This is a genomic window from Mariniblastus fucicola (assembly GCF_008087665.1).
GTDB classification, from domain to species: domain Bacteria; phylum Planctomycetota; class Planctomycetia; order Pirellulales; family Pirellulaceae; genus Mariniblastus; species Mariniblastus fucicola.
In genome coordinates this window covers 1,439,756-1,456,504 of sequence record NZ_CP042912.1, presented here as the reverse complement: position 1 = coordinate 1,456,504, position 16,749 = coordinate 1,439,756, and the positions used below count along the sequence as shown (strand labels likewise).

The window sequence follows — 16,749 nt, the reverse complement described above, 5'->3', positions numbered from 1 at the left end:
CAGCCAGCGTTCGCAACGATGCTTTACTGTCTGTCCGTTTCCGTTCTCGTGTGAGGTCGTGAACCGTTAGAATTCGCAGATTTCTTTTGCGGACGATCAGGGCGACCAGGTCGGTCGTACGCATTTACGATATCCGTTACCAGCCGATGTCGCACGATATCTTTTGCTGTCATCCGGGCGACAGCAACGCCTTTAATCGATTTTAGACGCGAAACGGCATCCAAAAGTCCGCTTTGCATTTTATGCGGCAAGTCCACCTGCGTCGGGTCACCAGAGACCACGATCTTCGAACTGGTGCCCATTCGCGTCAAAAACATCTTCATCTGCGAGACAGTCGTGTTCTGGGCTTCGTCCAAAATAATGAACGAATCGTTCAACGTCCGGCCGCGCATATACGCCAACGGACAAACTTCGATCACATCGCGTTCCATCAGCGCGACCGCCTGGTCGTAGCCAATCATCTCGTGGATCGCGTCGAGCAAAGGACGTAAGTATGGATTGATTTTAGCTTGCAAATCGCCTGGCAAAAACCCCAGCGACTCGCCGGCTTCAACCGCAGGTCGAACCAGTACGATTTTTCGCACCTGTTGATTCTTGAGAGCTTCAACCGCCATCGCGACGGCCAGATAAGTCTTTCCAGAACCTGCCGGCCCGATCGAGAACACAAGATCCTGCTTGCGAATCGAATCGACATAGTTCGCTTGCCCTGCCGTTCGCGGACGGATCTCTTTGCCGACGGCCAGCGTCTCAATGGATGCAATTCGAGGCACCGGCAAGGATTCGCCTGTGATCCGAGCGATCGTTTCTTCGAACAGCGCCGGAGTCAGGTTGCCACGACGGCGCACGATCTCGCTAAGCTGCTCGATCGCATCGGTGGCGTTGGCCACGTTGGTTTCGTCTTCACCGTTGACTTTAATTTGGCCATTGCGATGCGTGATGCTGACTTTGAATTTGTCGCGCAAGCGTCGCAAGTGTTGGTCCCGCGCCCCAAACAACGGCAACGCCATTTGAGGATCGGTCATTTGAATAGTCGCTTCGGTCATTTTGTTGCGATGGAAGTTACACCGCACCTGGGCAGGGAATCTCCTTCAGAAATCAACGGTCGTGAAAGAGGGATGCAGAATTATAGCTGATGCGTAGCAGACAACTGCACCCCGAAGTGGTTCGCGCCGGAAATTCCAGTCGTGCCGGTCACAATAAAAGTGACTTCAATACAGGACATTTACGCGGTGCGAAGCCAACCAGCTCGATTCCAGGCAAAAAATAACAGCTCGAAATTGCGACTTTCTGGCGAACTATTTTGGAGGCTCTTTAGCGCCAGCACCTTCCGGCTTTCCACTTGAATCAGGATCGGTTTCAGATTTCAGCAGCCTGAGCTTCCCAATGTCGTCGGCTCGCAGAAACTTGAACTTGCCGTCTTTCCAATGAGCCATCGTTTCGCCCTCTTCGTCCTGAACACCGATCACCGCAAAACATTCTTCGACGGGAACATTGACCCGTTCAGCAAAATGTTTGGCTCGTTCGGCTCCGAACACTTCGACCGCCGTCCCGTACTTCCCGATCTGTCGCATCACCGTGATGCCATCGGCAGAGAGTTCTTTTCGCTCGATCGTCTGCTTGAATTTGGCTGCCGGAAAATCATCCGGTACGTAAACTCGCGACTTCGCCTGTTCGTAGTGTCCGCTCTCAATGTGATGCAGCAACACGGCAAGCGAATCGAGCAACAGTTTCTTTGATGGCTCTTTCCCTGACGGCCAAGCCGCAACTTCGATCTCTTCGGCAACCACAACGTCTGCCGAAACCATGCTCCCCAAACGCTCGATGTCGACAATCTTGAAACGCCCCTCGGTCCAGTGCACGACGACTTCGCAATTGCGGTCATTCTGCTCCATCACCATCGCGTAGCACTCTTCGACAGGAGCCTTGACGTCGGAGACTTTTGTGGCCGCACGCTTTTCGCCAAAGATCAAATTGACGGTGCCGAATTGGCCGCCTTTTTCAATCGCCAAAACGCCATCGCGAGAGATGACTTTTCGAGCCAACAATACGTCAAACATTTCCGGTTTGAAGTTCGGCGGCAGATAAAAATACTGTTCGACCGTGTCGTAGTCTTTCTTCTCCAGCAGATCGACGATCAGCTTCAAACTGTCGATCAATGTTTGCTTGTCCGGTTGAGAGTCCTGCATCGCGCGAGCATTGGCAGAGCCGCCGACGGCCGCAAAGAAAAGCAGCAAGGCGAACAGGTAGTAAATTTTTGACTTCATAAACATCGCGACTCCCGAAGTTGATTTGCGGAGAACAACATGTCCCAACCGCACTGTTGTACACAACCCAGACCCCTGTCAGCCGCGAAATCGGACGATTGCGAGACACTTTTTTGACAGTGCATTTACCCGCTTGAACGGCAGTTTGCCCGCAAGTTTTGCCTGCCCGGAAGCACCCGCGGCGAATTCCCGGCCCTTTTCGCGGATCAGGTGAATCACAGTCAAATAACGTTGCAAAAACAATACATTGCCGTTGCGAAAATCAGACGGAAGAGTGGCTGTTTTTTGACGACCTTTGTCACCGCGGAAACGTATAGTTTCGATGCGTGTTGAATTTCGCCAGTCCGTTTCTCCGAACGCAATGATTTGACAAACAGTTGGGGCAAAAGCATGTCAAGAAATCGCAAGTATCGAAAATGTGAGTACTCGCCGTTGGAAGATCGGCGATTGCTCGCGGTGTCCGCGTCGCTTTCCGGCTCAACGCTAAGCATCTACGGTGATTCGACAGCGAACACCGTGGAAGTTCGTCAGTCCGGAAGCTTTTTGAATCTCACTGGCGACCTGACAGCTCAGTACAACTTCGCCGACGTTGCGGACATTGAGTTCTTTGGCTCTGCTGGCGATGACTTCTTTGAAAACTTCACAAACATCGACACTCTTGCGGTCGGGCACGAAGGAAATGATACGCTTATAACGGCTGGCGGCACTGACAGACTTTACGGCGGCGACGACGATGACACACTGGTCTCCACAGGTGGAAATGATCGGCTCTTCGGCAACGCCGGAATGGACACCATGCTCGGTGGGTCAGGCGACGACGTGCTGTACGGACTCGGAGACGACGACGAGCTTTATGGAGAATCTGGTGACGACGTGTTGGTTGCCGGAGAAGGCGACGATACGGTTTACGGTGGCGTCGGCGACGATCTGGTCTACGGGCACCTCGGAAGTGACTCAATCTTTGGCGGCGGCGATAACGACCTGCTCTTCGGCCAAGATGGCAACGACACAATTCAAGGCGACAGCGGCAACGACACCGTCCGTGGCGGACTCGGAAACGACACGCTCAACGGAAACCTTGGCGACGATCGGATCCTGGGCGATGAGGGCGACGACACGATCAACGGTGGGGACGGAAACGAAACTGTGTTCGCGGGAGAAGGCAATGACACCGTTCGCGGCGGCGACGGAAACGACTTGGTGTTTGCCGGAGAAGGCAACGACGAGGTTTACGGAGATGGCGGAAACGACGTCATCCGCGGAAACGAAGGAAATGACACCCTCGAAGGCGGCGACAATGCCGACCGGATTGCGGGCGATGATGGGGACGACTTCATCGACGGCGGGTCGGCCAGCGACAGAGTGTTTGGTGATGCCGGCGTCGACACGATTGTGGCCGATTCGAACGATCGAGCGACTGGCGGGGCAGGGGATGACGTGCTGGAATTGAGCAGCCTGTCCGACGACACCGCGGTCTACTCAGGTGCCTACGCAAACTACGTTGTGACGCAGAGCGGCGACTCGCTGGTCATTCGCGACACCACAGGAACCGACGGACAGGATCTGGTTTCGGGAGCTGATTCACTTTCGTTCGCTGACGGAAGTCGCGCTGCGATGGCCCAAGTCACGCAGCGAGTTTACGTTCAACCGATTGTTGCATCCGACAACAATGGCTCCAACACTGCGGTCTTCTTTGGCAACTCAGATCAGGAGTTCGACACCAAACGTCGCATTGACGAGATCTATCTCCAAGCCGGCATCGACGTGGAATGGTTGGACGCGAAAGCTACGTCGAGCACGTTCGTCAATTACGGCACCGGCAGCGGGACTCGTCCGCAAAACGATCTTAGAACGATCGTTGCCGATGGAGACAACTCCGGAATCGGCAGCTCGAATCCGTTGGTGATCGACATGTACTTTGTGAATCGCGTTCCCGGATTCCAGGAACTGACAGCCAACTCGGCAAACGGACTGGCTTTCATCGACGCCAGTGGAGTCACCATGCACACCGGTGACAACCTTGTCGGGTCCACCGGCGGACGTCGGATCGTCGCCCGAGTCGCGGCCCATGAGATCGCTCACAACCTCGGCCTCGAACATATCAACGATTCGACCAACCTGATGGACGACGGCGAAGAACTCAACTACAGCCAAATTATCACGGTGCTCGACAGTTCGTTCTCGCAGTCGATCTGACAGCGAATGAACCTGTGGTGAGCAGACGATTTCGCGGTATGATAGGACGCCTCGCAAAGGATCATATTGCGAGCCAACTTTTAACACTTGACCGATTCGTCCCATGAAATCTTTCACTCAGCACACCGGTATCGTCGCGCCCCTGGATCGCTCCAATGTCGACACCGATCAAATTATCCCGAAACAGTTTTTGAAGCGTATCGAACGAACCGGGTTCGGACAGTTTCTGTTTTTCGATTGGCGGTTTGAGCCTGATGGCAAAGAAAAGCCGGATTTTGTGCTGAATCAGCCGGCGTTCCGCGATGCCTCCATCCTCGTGGGTCGTCAGAACTTCGGAAACGGATCCAGCCGCGAGCATGCGGTTTGGGCGCTAGACGACTATGGCATTCGATGTGTCATCGCTGAATCGTTTGCAGATATCTTCTACAACAATTGCTCCAAAAACGGAGTTCTTCCCGTTGTTCTGACGACGGAAGAAGTTGAATTGCTGCACCAAAACGTGGCAGCCAAGGAAGGCTATCGGTTGACGATCGACCTTGAGAATCTGACGGTCACCGATGGGGCGAGCTTCTCTGCTTCGTTTTCCATGGACGAATTTCGACGACAGTGCTTTCTCCAGGGACTGGACCATATCGCATTGACGCTGCAGCACGAAGACAAGATTGCAGCCTTTGAAGCCGCTCGCGGAAGTTAGCGAAGCAGTTTCAAGGCGTTGCCGATTGCTATAGGGCAGCCGTTCCGTCCCAGACTTTCCACCATGGCTTGCGGGCCGCTTTGTCGCCACGCACTGAAAAACCCCAGGGCTTTCCGTTGGTGGCGATGCAATCTGCCATCTTCGCGAACTGAAAAACGGCGCCCAGAATCTTGGCGTCCGTCATGTTGGCTCGCTGCAAATCGGCGCGAGTAAAGTCAGCCTTACAGAGATCTGCACTGAAAAGATTTGAACCTGAAAGGTTCGCGGAGCGGAAATCGCCGCTCTCAAGTTCCGCGAACATCAGGTCGGATCCGGAAAAGTCTGAATGCATAAAGTCGGAAGACTTCATCCTCGCGTGTCGAAACTTTGCATCGTTCGCTTTGCATTCACGAAACACGCTGACGTCGAAAACGCTGTCGGAGAAATCGCATTCGGTCATCGTTGCGTTTTGAAAATTCGAACGCTTGGCGACGCAATTACTGATCTTGCAACGCACCAGTTTCGCGCTTGAAAAATCGCAGTCGCTAAGGTTGCAGCTAACGAACTTGCACGCAGAAAGATCCAGTCCTTTCAGGTCGGCGCCTGTCAGGTCGAGACCATTGATCGCCCGACCGCGGAGCGAATCGTGCTTGATGGCTACAATTCGCTTGCCAGTTTCCTTGTGCTTGATTTCAAGCATAAACGCCTCCCAACAACGACCTGAGTCGCTTGACATTCGATTGCACAGCGGACTCCGCGGTGCACTAAACCTCACCTACTAAAACCTGACTTCCGTCAAGCGTGTTTCGACTGAATTGGTAGAAGCCCAAGAGTTTTCAGCCTTGGCCGCACAACACCCCTTCAGACGCCAGTGTAAGGGTTTAACGGTGCAGTATCAAACAAAAATCTCGCCAATTCCAAACGACGTTCGCTGCGGCGTCCAGCAGAACTCTGTTTCCGACGCTTGGATTTCGAAGTCCACGTCCCTACAATGCCGGCGCGAAATAGCCAGCCATTTGTTTTGCCGTAAGCATTGCAGGTCCGCCGACGTTCGCTTCCAAGTGTATTTCCCGGCTTTCAGGTGTTTTTCATGGCTCATCATCCAGTCCGTCGCCATTTCAGTTCGCTCGTTTTCCTGATCCTTTGCAGTGCGTTTTGTTTGCTGTGGAGCGATTCAGCGAAAGCCCAAGGCGACAAGAAAATCATCCTTTGCTCAACAACCCAGATTGCCGACTTCGCCAGACAGATTGTCGGCGACCGTTGTGTGGTGAAGTGCGTTCTGTCTGCGGGAGAAGATCCGCACACCTACGAACCGGGTGGAAATGACCTCCAGGATTGCGCGAAAGCAGACCTCTGTTTGCAGAATGGCTGGAACCTGGAAGGTAACGCCTGGATGCAACGAATCGCAGTTGAAAACAACAAGAAACTGATTACCTGCATCGACGGTGTGAAGCCTCGCGTGCTCGAAGGCCACGGAGAGGAAGAGGGGATGGAGATCAAAGACCCTCACGCCTGGTTCAAGCCTTCCAATGCACTGATCTACGTCAATAACATTCGCGATGCCGTCTGTGAACTTGAACCGGAGTACGCGGATGAGTTTCGAATGCGAGCCGACATGTATCGGCTTCAACTTTTGGCGCTCGACCGCTGGATCAAACAAAGCCTCAGTCAGGTCAAACAAAATCGACGCGTATTAATTTCGCATCACGATGCGTTCGGATATTTTTGCGACACCTACAAGTTCGTCGCCGAGAGCCCTGTTGGATGGACGACAGGAGAACTGACCGAGCTTTCGCTTTCCGGTCGACAGGAATTGGTGAAGTACATTCGCGAACGAGGCGTGCCCACGATCTTTGTTGAGACGTCGACCAACAACGAATTGCTGACCGGAATCGCAAAGGACGCGGGAATTCAAATCGGCCAACCGCTGTATTCCGACGCGATGGGACCAAAGGGCTCTGCGGGAGAAACTTACCTCGGCATGATGCGCGAAAACGTTCTCCGAATCATTGCCGGCCTGGGCGAAAGCAGCGCCAGCAAGAAGTAGATTGGTTGACAGATACGCCCAAAAGCTGGTATACTTCAATCCGTAGCACGTGCTACATTTGAAATTCTCGACAGCTCGAGCGTCGTATGCGTCTAGTTTTAACCGTGGTCCTTTGCCTGCTGATTATCGGTGGCACGTGGACTTATATCTCGATCGATAGTGGTATCAAGAAAGCTGCCAGCGAAGTTTTGTACACTCAGGCCAGCGGGAAAACCATCGTTTCGATCGACCGAACGTTCGAGTGCTTCGGCAATGCGGATTTCGAAGAACCGGCGATCAAGGTTACGTTCGGCGGCGAGGATGTCTTTCTCGACCAGTCAGAATCAATTCCGCCCGAGCAATCGGTCCAGTTTGAGCTTGAGAATGTTGAACAACTGGACAACACGCTGACCGTTTTTGCGAACGCCGTTTCTCCAGACTCCTTTGGCGACGATGCTCCTCCGTTGCGTGCGATGCTGGTGCAAATCAGCTATGACGATCAGGTGGTTGCGGAGAAAATGTTCCACGCCGATAGCCTCGCGGTCTCGCTCGGGGGCGATGTCTCTTTCAGCATTCCGGCCTCAGATTCTCACGAGGGACACGGCCACTGATGATTCAATCCCACGACAATCTCTCTCCAGATATCGCGATCAAGGTCGAAGACCTGACGGTCAGCTACGGTCCGGTACCAGCGTTGCTCGACATTTCGGTTGAGATTCCGGCTGGCGAACTGATCGGCGTGATCGGCCCCAACGGTTCGGGAAAATCGACTTTGATTAAATCGATGATGGGATTCGTAAAGCCCGACGTTGGGCAGGTGTTTCTGTTCGGCGAAGAAGTTTCTCATACCAAAGGTCTGGTTGCGTACGTTCCTCAGCGCGGCAGCGTCGACTGGGATTTCCCGATCACCGTTCGGGAGGTTGCTGCGATGGGCCGCTACGGACACCGGCGTTGGTGGCAGGATCTTTCACGTTCGGATTACGCGGCGGCGGATGAAGCGCTTGAGAAAGTTCGCATGAGCGATTTTTCGAAACGCCAGATCGGTCAGCTTTCGGGCGGACAGCAACAACGCGTTTTTATGGCCAGAGCCCTCGCTCAGGACGCCGAGATTTTACTCCTCGACGAACCGTTTGCTGGCGTCGACGCGGCAACCGAAAGAGCGATTCTCGATGTCTTGCAAAGCACGAAGGCCAGTGGAAAAACGGTTGTCGTTGTGCACCATGATCTGGCAACTGCCGCGGAGTATTTTGATCAGCTGGTTTTATTGAAGCAACGGCTGTTCGGTTTTGGGCCTCCACAAGTTGTGCTGAATCCCGAGTTACTCTGCGATGTTTACGAAGGCAACCTGAAAGTGTTTGCTGAACTTTCAAACCTTCAGGAGACTCAATCGGATGAATGAGTTTTTGAGCGAGTACGGATATTTGATCAAGCCGTTAGCGACGGGCACGCTGGTGTCGATCGTTTGCAGCGTGCTGGGCTGTTTCATTATTTTGCGTCGGATGTCATTCCTGGCCGACGCGATCGCGCATTCGATGCTTGCTGGCGTCATTGCCGGGTATTTGATCGTGAAAATGGTTCTGGGCGGGGAAGCGGAAACGGGCGCGATGCTGTTAGGCGCGATCATCGCCGGAGTCATCACTGTTGGGATGGTCGGTTTCGTGACGCGTTTTTCGAGACTGAAAGAAGACACTGCGATCGGCATCATGTACACCGGTATCTTCGCGATCGGATCGTTCGTTCTTTCGCTCGAGATGTTCGGACAATACATTCACATCGATATTTACCACTACATCGTCGGCTCCATCGTGTCGGCAAACGTTCAAAAGCTGTGGCTGGCAGCGATTGTTTCTTCAATCGTTCTTTCCGTCGTGATCCTGTTCTATAGACCGCTTCAGCTGACCAGTTTCGACCCCGTGATGGCGGCGTCGATCGGAATCCCGGTTCTGGCAGTCGACTATATGTTGACGACTTGCACTTCACTGGTTGTGGTCTGTGGAGTGCAAATCGCAGGAGTCATTCTGGTCGTGGCGATGATTATCACGCCGGCCGCGAGCGCGTATTTGCTTTCAGATCGGCTCGATCGAATGGTTATGCTATCCGCAATTTTGGGGGCCGTCGGTTTCTGGGTTGGCTTCTTCGCTGCCGGTGCACTTGGAGCATCAGCTGGCGCATCGGTCGTCGTCACGATGACTTTGATCTTCTTGCTGTGCCTGGTTTTCGCACCGCGGTACGGATTGGTCGCTGACTGGGTTCGCAAAAACAACACAGTACCTCAAGAAGTGATGGAAGACGTGCTGGGCGTCGTACTTCGCAACGATGGAAAGCCAATGCCGATTTCAGATGTTCTGAAGTACGTCGAAAACCCGAACTCGAAGATCCGCAAAGCCATTCATTCGCTGGCTCGACAGGGCATGTTGGAGTTCGAGGACGACAAGGTGAAGTTGACGGACGATGGTGAGTTTCATGCGAACCGTTTGATTCGCGCGCATCGTCTGTGGGAAACATACCTCGACAAAACGCGAACTCCCAAGACCGAGATTCACGGCAAGGCTCACCAGCTTGAGCACATTTCGGATCAGGCAACGGTCGAATATCTCGATGACAAACTTGGGCACCCGCTAACCGACCCGCACGGAAGTAACATTCCAACCGATGTTCGCAAACGTGACGGACTGATCATGGCCAGCTTGCTGCGAAAAGGGCACCAGGCGAAGGTCGTTCGCATTAAAAAGCTGGCGAAGAAGTTCGGGCTGTCGCAGGGCGAAGTGATCACGATGGCGGCGCGGCGGAACGACGGCGAGACCTGGGTGATGGTGACGCCAAGCGGAACGGAAATCGAACTGACTCACGATGAGGCCGATGCGATTTTGGTTGAGTTTGTCGACTAGCAGATACGGTCTCCGCGACGTACAGATTTTGCCTCGATCGTCAGCAACACCTTTTCCGGTTCCGCACCGGGAACAGCAGGTATCTCAATGCGAAAAGCAGTAGCGCCCACCCGGACGGTTCGGGCACTGCGGAGTTGCCGCTGAGCGCCAGCATGGTCACACTCTGATCGGAATTTAGGTAGAACCCGTTGGGTAGCAGCGATTCGAGGTCAACATAGGGCCCATTTTCGCCCGCCAAATCCGAAGGCAGCACGAATCCGAGTAAGCCCTTGTACGTAGTCTCGCCACCCCAGGGGAAATCACTGATCGCGTACGCATCGACGCTCAGGTATTGTCGCCCTTCGGTGTCTTCAAGCAAAAACAGAGGCTTCGATCCGCTCACTGGTTTGGCGTAAGTTCTAAAATTCGACGGCACATTGACGCCGGTTTCCAACACGGTGATCGACCCGTTGTCGGTCACCACTCGCCATGAAAGCGTCGAAGCATCCTGTTCTCGAATTCGAATCTTGTCGTACATTGCCTCGCCGGACAAACCGCGATCTTCGATAGTGGATTCGATGTGATCGACGTCACCAAGCACCATGAAATATCGACTCTCAAACAGGTCGCCAGGTTCGACATCAACAAAGCGTCGAAACGTTCCAACATTGAAATTGCGGATCGGAATACCGATCACGTCTCCGCCGCCGTCGCCCCAACGCCATGAACTTTTGTTCGTTTGCCATTGCTCAGACTGATGCGTGTCGCTGTTGCCAAATACGTACGCCAACCCTCGATCGGTTCCTTGAGTGCCTTCGGTGAAGGCAGCCCAACCGTTTGTGTTTTCAGCCAGCACGACCTGGCCTTTTGGCTCACCGAAGCTCTTGATTTCACGTTCTGCAAATCCTCCGCCAGGATTGGAAACCAGCATATGATCAAATTCAGTTTTTCTCACTCCGCCCCACGGGAGATTATGAAAGTCGACGGTATGATCACCAAAGTTGTAGATCGAATGCGTGACTTCGATGACTCCATCGCCAAGGTCACGAGTTCGCTGATAGTTGAGCAGTCCCGACGGCTGTTGTGGGTTCGAGTTCGTATCCGCCTGAACGGCAAGGGAAAGCGTGGACCAGGAATTTGCGTCAGCTGAACCACTCGCCAGTAGAGGCGCAAACGTAGGTTGCGTTACGTTGTCGCCATCGGAATAGTATCCCGCTTGATGGTAGAACGCTGCCTGATTGCCATTGTCCCGGAGACTTGTATCGACAGAGATCGCCTGGAAAACTTCATCCATGAACGGGCGACCCAGTGACTGCGGCGGCACGATTTCGCCGACTTCGCTGCGAATGGAATAGATCTGTCCGCCCTGCCCAACGCGAATCTCCCAATCACGATTCGCGACTCCAGCAGCTTGAGTATGCTTGAGCGCCGCGTGGTAAACGGATTCTTCGTTGACGCCAAAACCCCACTGCGATCCGGACAGGTCTGTTTCATTGGTCGCAGTAAATTCGAACGTTCCCTGACTGCCAACTGAACTCTCGGAAAAAACTGAGAGCAACTCGTTGTCATCGGCGGCCGCCGCGCTGACAAGCATCGACAGCACACAAAGAGCGGTCACCGATTTCCAAACGGACTTTCGAAGCGTTGATCGCGTCGAGCTTTCGAACTGAATTGGCAACCGGGACACCTGGCAAAGTCTGACGTTTGTAACGAATAAACAAGCTAATGTTTGTTATCGTCACAACGCCAAGCTCTCGCCAACATTCTGCCAATGAGTGCTTTCACGAGACAGTTTGCAGAGGTGCGCGGAACTGGCTGCCCCGCTTGTTCGACTCATTGCAGTAAACGTTGGCTACTTACTTCGCGGCAAGTTCATTCCAGAGCCACGCGCTGGACTTGATGCCTTTAAAGAAGTCCGACAGCGAGAATTTCTCGTTTGGACTGTGGGGATTGTCGTCGTCCAATCCCCAACCCAGCAACATCGTGTCGATGCCTAGCAACTCGCGAAAGCTCAACACGACAGGAATACTCCCGCCAGAACGGGTGAACACGGGCTTGGTGCCGAAGCCTTTTTCAACCGCGTTGGCGGCCAGTTTCATGTACGGATTGTCGAGCGAGACAACGACGCCATTGGCACCGTGCATGTCGATCAACTTCATCTCAATTCCTGGCGGACAATTTTCGGCCAGTAGTTTTTCCAAGCCTGACTTGATCGTTTTCAAGTCCTGACCGGGCACCAAACGGAAACTGAATTTGGCTCCAGCTTCGGCAGGCAGCACGGTTTTGGCGCCTTCGCCCTGATAGCCGCTCCACAATCCGTTGATGTCGAAAGTCGGACGTGCCCAGCGGCGTTCAAGCGTCGTAAAGCCTTCCTCTCCAAAGACTTCATCAATGCCGAGACTCTTTTTGTAAGCTTCGTCGTCGAAATTCAATCCTGCAAACTGCTTTCGCTCCTCTTCGGTCAGTTCGACAATCCCATCGTAGAAACCGGGAACCTGAATTCGTCCGTGGTCGTCTTTTAAAGCGGCCAGCATTTCAGTCAGTGCATTGGCCGGATTGCTTACCGATCCGCCGAAGGCTCCTGAATGCAAGTCGACGTTGGGTCCCTTGAGTCGCAATTCGAAATAGTAGATCCCACGAAGGCCGTAGGTGATCGCTGGCTGACCGGGGCCGTATTGAGACGTATCGCTGATGACCGCGATGTCGGCCGCCAATTTTTCCGCGACGGGCATACCGAGTTTTTCGTCGTAGACTCCGGCGAGCAACTCGTTGAGCCCGCTGCTGCCAGATTCTTCTTCGCCTTCGATGAGAAATTTGACGTTGAGAGGAAGTCCGCCGTTGACTTTCATCCATGCTTCGCAGCTAAACAGATGCGTGATCATCTGGCCTTTGTCATCGGTGGCACCGCGTGCATAAACGTTTCCGTTTCGTTCGGTAGGTTCAAACGGAGGCGTATCCCAAAGCTCCAACGGATCCGGCGGCTGGACGTCGTAGTGGCCATAAACCAGAACGGTGGGCGCGCCTTCGATATGGGGCGATTGGGCAAAGATAATTGGATGTCCACAGGTATCGATCCACTCACTGGTGAAAGAGATCGATTGGAAGAATTCATGGATCCACGTCGCGGTTTGACGAACCTGATCGTCGTAGGCCGGGTCTGTGCCGATACTGGCCAGCCGCAACAGAGCGAACAGGTCTTCCTGAAACCGGCTTCGATTTTCTTCCAACCAGGACTCAATTTTTTCCATGGGATCGCCAACTTTTGAAACGTTTGGGAATGGTGATTTATAGTGCAGACTGGCAACTTCAAGCTAACTGGCTTGAAACATCAAGCGGTTGACTAAAATACCATGAGCAGCGGAAACCGTTAAGGAACCGCAGCAGCGGCCGTTTCAGCAGCCTTGGCGATGATTGGGGCATTTCCCACAAAATTTGGCTTGCCCAACGTCGCCAGAACGGGAAAAATTGGAGAGATATGATTCGCAAGAGACAGGTTGAACAATGACTGAGCATGGATTCGCCGACGTTGCCGACCCCGTAGTCGCTCCCGCCAAAGAAAAACAGAAGAAGCGGGAAAACAAAAAGCAGCCTCGGTACAACGTAATTCTTTGGGACGATGACGATCATTCGTACGATTACGTGATCGGCATGATGCGGAAACTTTTCGGCCACACGATCGATCGTGGGTTTGTGATTGCGCGACAAGTCGACTCGCAGGGAAAAGCCATCTGCCTGACGACGACGATGGAGCACGCGGAACTCAAGCGTGACCAAATTCATGCTTTCGGAAAAGATCGACACATTGACCGCTGCAAGGGTTCGATGAAAGCCACGATTGAACCGGCACCTGGCGAATAGACGTCGAAGGTTCCGACTTCAAAGATTGCGACTTCAAAGGTTGCGGTTCAACATCGCCGACTATTCAGGCGTCTCGCCTTTGAACTTTTTCAACTGCTCGTGATAGTAAGCCCGCATCGGGTTGATCTCAATCGCGCGGCGAATCGTACTGATCGCCAGGTCCCGTTGTCCGTTGACGTGATAGAGTTCGGCAAGCGTATCCAAATAGCCCGCAGTTCCGGGTCGCAGCTCGACGGCGCGTTTGGCAATCGCAATCCCGTTTTCAACGTTGCGTTTGGCACAGGCACAGGCCCACGCGTAGTTGTTGCGGTACATCGCACTGTCAGGATAGACTTCCAGGATGCGATAGAAGTCAGCCGAAACTTTCTCAAACATCTCGTCGACGAACTCTTTGTTCCCCAGTTTTTCGAACAGAGGAAAGTTATTCTCAACGAACCCAGAATCTGCTGGTTGGAAGTCAGAAAGCTTGTTGAACCATCGCCGCGCCGCAACGATGTCGCCTGATTGCAAAGAGCCTTCGATAAATCGCGGATGATCTTCCTCGCTGTCTTCGAGGTAAGGCGAATCGATGTAGCGTAGCCGTAGAATCTGCGTTCGCACCATTTTCTGATGCGCCGACAGCACGGCCTTGGCATCGCCTTCCGCAATCCGCCACATGTAGTAACAGTTCTCGCCGACATCGGTTTGTTCCAGACAGTCATGCAGTCGAAACGCATCGAACGGCAATGCTTGCCACTCAAATCCGCTGTATCCGCTGGTGTAATCGTAGGCGTCGGCGGCATCGAACTTCAGCGCGAACAGGAATCTCATCTGCCGCGCCTTGGTGGCGTCGCCGCCTTTTCGATACGCATCCCAGGCCTGAGCGTAGTGGACCGGATAGCCGTCGGTGAGCGCCAGCGCTTCATACTTCTGCGCGGCCAGCAAAAATTCTCCGTCCCGCATCAAACGTTGAAGCATCTCGGAGCCATCAAGGCTGGCCGACCTCTGAAAAAGCTGTTCTTCTTCGAGACCCCAGATCATGAAAAGGTGGCGAATGGCATCGGTTTGATCCGTGAAATCCAGAGCCCCAATCTCTTGCCAGAAATCCACTTTCTCGTTGCCGGGATCCGCAGGCGATTTCACCAACGCAGCGATCTTACGATATCGTTCAATCGGATCTTCGATCTTGTTACTCAATTCTGAGTCAAGAAAACCGACGGCCTGATGGTCATATCCGCCAGGGTTTAACAACGCGCCTCGGAGATTGATTTCACGGTTCCGCTTGCTTTCAATTTCCGCGATTTCCCACGCCGACTGATACGCAGACATCGCCTGCAGATCCGCGATTGTGCGGAACGCGATATAAGATACTTTGTCCGAAAACTCAAAGTACAACTGGCGATAGTAAAGCTCCGCGTCTTCGTTGAATCCCAGCGTTGCCAGCAACCCTACGATGTTGCGCCAGTTTTCGATTTCCAAATCACGTTTGTCCGAATACGTTTCGGCCTCGTCTTCTTCTCTTTGCTGGGTGTGATACTCGACGCGTTTTTGCAGCGACCGGATATGCCGGGCTCGACCTTTGAAATACCTGACGCGTTTTTCGTAAGTCTCCAAATTGAAGACGTCGAACAGTTTTTCGTAGCGACGATAACGACTAAGCATTTGATACGTCGCAAGGTTCTTTTTGAGCGGATCGAACTTCAAAGCGCGGTCAAAATCGAGCGTGTAACGCAGAAAGTTCGCGTGCGCGGAGTTGCCGCCAGGCTCCTTGACACCTGCCTGCTTTTGCTTGCGGAACTCTTCTTCGATTTCCGATTCAAGTTCGCTGATTGTGGCCTCAAAATCGGCTTCTTGTCCTGCGTAAAATTGGACCAGTGCCCGACGGTAGCCTGTGGCCGGATACGCCAACCCTTCGTTCGCGGCATACTTCTCATCCTCTCCAACGCCGTCTTCCGGTTCGACCATCAACTCAGAAAGCCGCTTCCAATTTCCGCTCTCCATCAAAATCGAGTGCGTCAAATTCCGCCGTTTCGTTTTGTCATAAACCTGATCCGCAAACTCTTCGGCTTCGGCCCATCGTTCGGTAAATCGAAGCAAACCGATCAGGGTAAGCAGTTTTTCCTGCCCGGGCGGTTTTTCGGAAGGCTCAAATTTCGCAGCCTTGCCGTTCTTCTTGCCCCGATTGTCAGCGTCATGTTTGGCTTTTTCTTTTTCAAGCTTCGCCGCAAACTCTTTGGCCGTGGCGATGTCCGCCTGAGCCTGAACCTTGAGCAGCTCAATTTCCGAGTCCAGTTTATTGTCGACCCACAGGTAATAGTAAAACAGCAGTTTTTGAGATTCGCGAGTCGCCGGATCATTGATCCACTCTTCAAATTTTTCGTCCTCGCCAAGCCTGAGTGCGACTTCTGCATCACTCGCCGCCATCGAGCAAAACTCGCGCAGACTTTCCCGATCCGCTTCTGAGGGTACAAGTTCGATCAGCTTTTTGGCGACACTACGCTGTTGTAAATGGCACAACTTTCGGATCGCACGCCCCTGAACCAAAATTTCGCGGTCCAGAAAACCCACGATGCAGCGAACGACATCAGCGTCCGCATCGTGTTCGACTCCAACTTCTATCAGCGTCACCAGGTCCTTCGCGCGCATCCGAGCTTCACTATTCGCCCCACCGTCGGCAGCCACGCGAAGCAGTTCAAGCACCGGCGAACCGATTTCCCAAAGTGCTCGCGTCGCCTGCTGACGCAGTTCATAGTTTGAGCTTCCAAGCTGCCGAACCAGAACCGCTGCACTCTGACGAGACTCGCCCTCGAGCGGTTTCACCGGCGGTTCATTTTCAGCGTTCTGTAGCGATTTAGAAGACGTCGAATCCGGCTCCGACGCATTTGG

The 16,749-nt window shown here is 53.4% G+C and carries 13 protein-coding genes; 7 read left to right on the top strand and 6 right to left on the bottom strand.

Going from position 1 to position 16,749, the window contains the following annotated elements:
• Positions 1-23: 23 nt before the first annotated feature.
• Both MFFC18_RS05285 and MFFC18_RS05280 read right to left on the bottom strand, forming a co-directional pair.
• The gene (locus MFFC18_RS05285) at positions 24-1,043 is read right to left on the bottom strand and encodes a PhoH family protein (RefSeq protein ID WP_075081739.1); all 1,020 of its coding nucleotides are present in this window, start codon (positions 1,041-1,043) and stop codon (positions 24-26) included.
• Positions 1,044-1,295: 252 nt separating this feature from the next.
• Positions 1,296-2,270 (bottom strand): hypothetical protein, encoded by a 975-nt coding sequence (locus tag MFFC18_RS05280; RefSeq protein ID WP_148618658.1) that lies wholly within the window; start codon positions 2,268-2,270, stop codon positions 1,296-1,298.
• A 384-nt stretch (positions 2,271-2,654) separates the two neighbouring features.
• Here MFFC18_RS05280 and MFFC18_RS05275 point away from each other — a divergent pair, with 384 nt between their 5' ends.
• Entirely contained in the window at positions 2,655-4,460 is a 1,806-nt protein-coding gene (locus tag MFFC18_RS05275) for a calcium-binding protein (RefSeq protein WP_075081741.1), read from the top strand.
• A 103-nt stretch (positions 4,461-4,563) separates the two neighbouring features.
• Positions 4,564-5,154 (top strand): 3-isopropylmalate dehydratase small subunit, encoded by a 591-nt coding sequence (gene leuD, locus MFFC18_RS05270; protein WP_075081742.1) that lies wholly within the window; start codon positions 4,564-4,566, stop codon positions 5,152-5,154.
• 28 nt (positions 5,155-5,182) lie between these two features.
• On the opposite strand, the gene MFFC18_RS05265 is transcribed toward leuD, so the two are convergent.
• A complete protein-coding gene (locus MFFC18_RS05265; protein ID WP_075081743.1) occupies positions 5,183-5,833 on the bottom strand; it encodes a pentapeptide repeat-containing protein in 651 nt (216 codons plus the stop codon).
• Positions 5,834-6,223: 390 nt separating this feature from the next.
• Here MFFC18_RS05265 and MFFC18_RS05260 point away from each other — a divergent pair, with 390 nt between their 5' ends.
• The 4 genes from MFFC18_RS05260 (at position 6,224) to MFFC18_RS05245 (ending at position 10,047) form a co-directional block, all read left to right on the top strand.
• Positions 6,224-7,180: a metal ABC transporter substrate-binding protein gene (locus tag MFFC18_RS05260; RefSeq protein WP_084416702.1), complete on the top strand. Its 957-nt coding sequence runs from the start codon at positions 6,224-6,226 to the stop codon at positions 7,178-7,180.
• A gap of 86 nt (positions 7,181-7,266) precedes the next feature.
• Positions 7,267-7,770 (top strand): hypothetical protein, encoded by a 504-nt coding sequence (locus tag MFFC18_RS05255; protein ID WP_075081744.1) that lies wholly within the window; start codon positions 7,267-7,269, stop codon positions 7,768-7,770.
• Positions 7,770-8,558 (top strand): metal ABC transporter ATP-binding protein, encoded by a 789-nt coding sequence (locus tag MFFC18_RS05250; protein ID WP_075081745.1) that lies wholly within the window; start codon positions 7,770-7,772, stop codon positions 8,556-8,558. Before MFFC18_RS05255 ends, MFFC18_RS05250 begins: the two co-directional genes overlap by 1 nt.
• On the top strand, positions 8,551-10,047 hold the full coding sequence (locus tag MFFC18_RS05245; protein ID WP_075081746.1) for an iron chelate uptake ABC transporter family permease subunit: 1,497 nt from the start codon (positions 8,551-8,553) through the stop codon (positions 10,045-10,047). The genes MFFC18_RS05250 and MFFC18_RS05245 overlap by 8 nt, the downstream gene beginning before the upstream one ends.
• A 40-nt stretch (positions 10,048-10,087) precedes the next feature.
• Here the strand turns inward: MFFC18_RS05245 and MFFC18_RS05240 are convergent, their stop codons facing one another.
• Together MFFC18_RS05240 and MFFC18_RS05235 are read right to left on the bottom strand one after the other, a co-directional pair.
• The gene (locus MFFC18_RS05240; RefSeq protein ID WP_075081747.1) at positions 10,088-11,704 is read right to left on the bottom strand and encodes a hypothetical protein; all 1,617 of its coding nucleotides are present in this window, start codon (positions 11,702-11,704) and stop codon (positions 10,088-10,090) included.
• A gap of 178 nt (positions 11,705-11,882) precedes the next feature.
• Positions 11,883-13,274 (bottom strand): dipeptidase, encoded by a 1,392-nt coding sequence (locus MFFC18_RS05235; RefSeq protein ID WP_075081748.1) that lies wholly within the window; start codon positions 13,272-13,274, stop codon positions 11,883-11,885.
• Positions 13,275-13,527: 253 nt separating this feature from the next.
• Between MFFC18_RS05235 and MFFC18_RS05230 the strand changes: the two genes are divergently transcribed.
• On the top strand, positions 13,528-13,884 hold the full coding sequence (locus MFFC18_RS05230; protein WP_075081749.1) for an ATP-dependent Clp protease adaptor ClpS: 357 nt from the start codon (positions 13,528-13,530) through the stop codon (positions 13,882-13,884).
• A 60-nt stretch (positions 13,885-13,944) separates the two neighbouring features.
• Here the strand turns inward: MFFC18_RS05230 and MFFC18_RS05225 are convergent, their stop codons facing one another.
• Entirely contained in the window at positions 13,945-16,683 is a 2,739-nt protein-coding gene (locus MFFC18_RS05225) for a tetratricopeptide repeat protein (protein WP_148618657.1), read from the bottom strand.
• Between the last annotated feature and the right edge of the window lie 66 nt (positions 16,684-16,749).

Bases quoted from the DNA above. Each gene is read 5' to 3' on its own strand.
- MFFC18_RS05235 (WP_075081748.1), bottom strand. From the start codon at position 13,274: ATGGAAAAAATTGAGTCCTGGTTGGAAGAAAATCGAAGCCGGTTTCAG.
- MFFC18_RS05230 (WP_075081749.1), top strand. From the start codon at position 13,528: ATGACTGAGCATGGATTCGCCGACGTTGCCGACCCCGTAGTCGCTCCC.
- MFFC18_RS05265 (WP_075081743.1), bottom strand. From the start codon at position 5,833: ATGCTTGAAATCAAGCACAAGGAAACTGGCAAGCGAATTGTAGCCATC.
- MFFC18_RS05285 (WP_075081739.1), bottom strand. From the start codon at position 1,043: ATGACCGAAGCGACTATTCAAATGACCGATCCTCAAATGGCGTTGCCG.
- MFFC18_RS05245 (WP_075081746.1), top strand. From the start codon at position 8,551: ATGAATGAGTTTTTGAGCGAGTACGGATATTTGATCAAGCCGTTAGCG.
- MFFC18_RS05280 (WP_148618658.1), bottom strand. From the start codon at position 2,270: ATGTTTATGAAGTCAAAAATTTACTACCTGTTCGCCTTGCTGCTTTTC.
- leuD (WP_075081742.1), top strand. From the start codon at position 4,564: ATGAAATCTTTCACTCAGCACACCGGTATCGTCGCGCCCCTGGATCGC.
- MFFC18_RS05260 (WP_084416702.1), top strand. From the start codon at position 6,224: ATGGCTCATCATCCAGTCCGTCGCCATTTCAGTTCGCTCGTTTTCCTG.
- MFFC18_RS05255 (WP_075081744.1), top strand. From the start codon at position 7,267: ATGCGTCTAGTTTTAACCGTGGTCCTTTGCCTGCTGATTATCGGTGGC.
- MFFC18_RS05275 (WP_075081741.1), top strand. From the start codon at position 2,655: ATGTCAAGAAATCGCAAGTATCGAAAATGTGAGTACTCGCCGTTGGAA.
- MFFC18_RS05250 (WP_075081745.1), top strand. From the start codon at position 7,770: ATGATTCAATCCCACGACAATCTCTCTCCAGATATCGCGATCAAGGTC.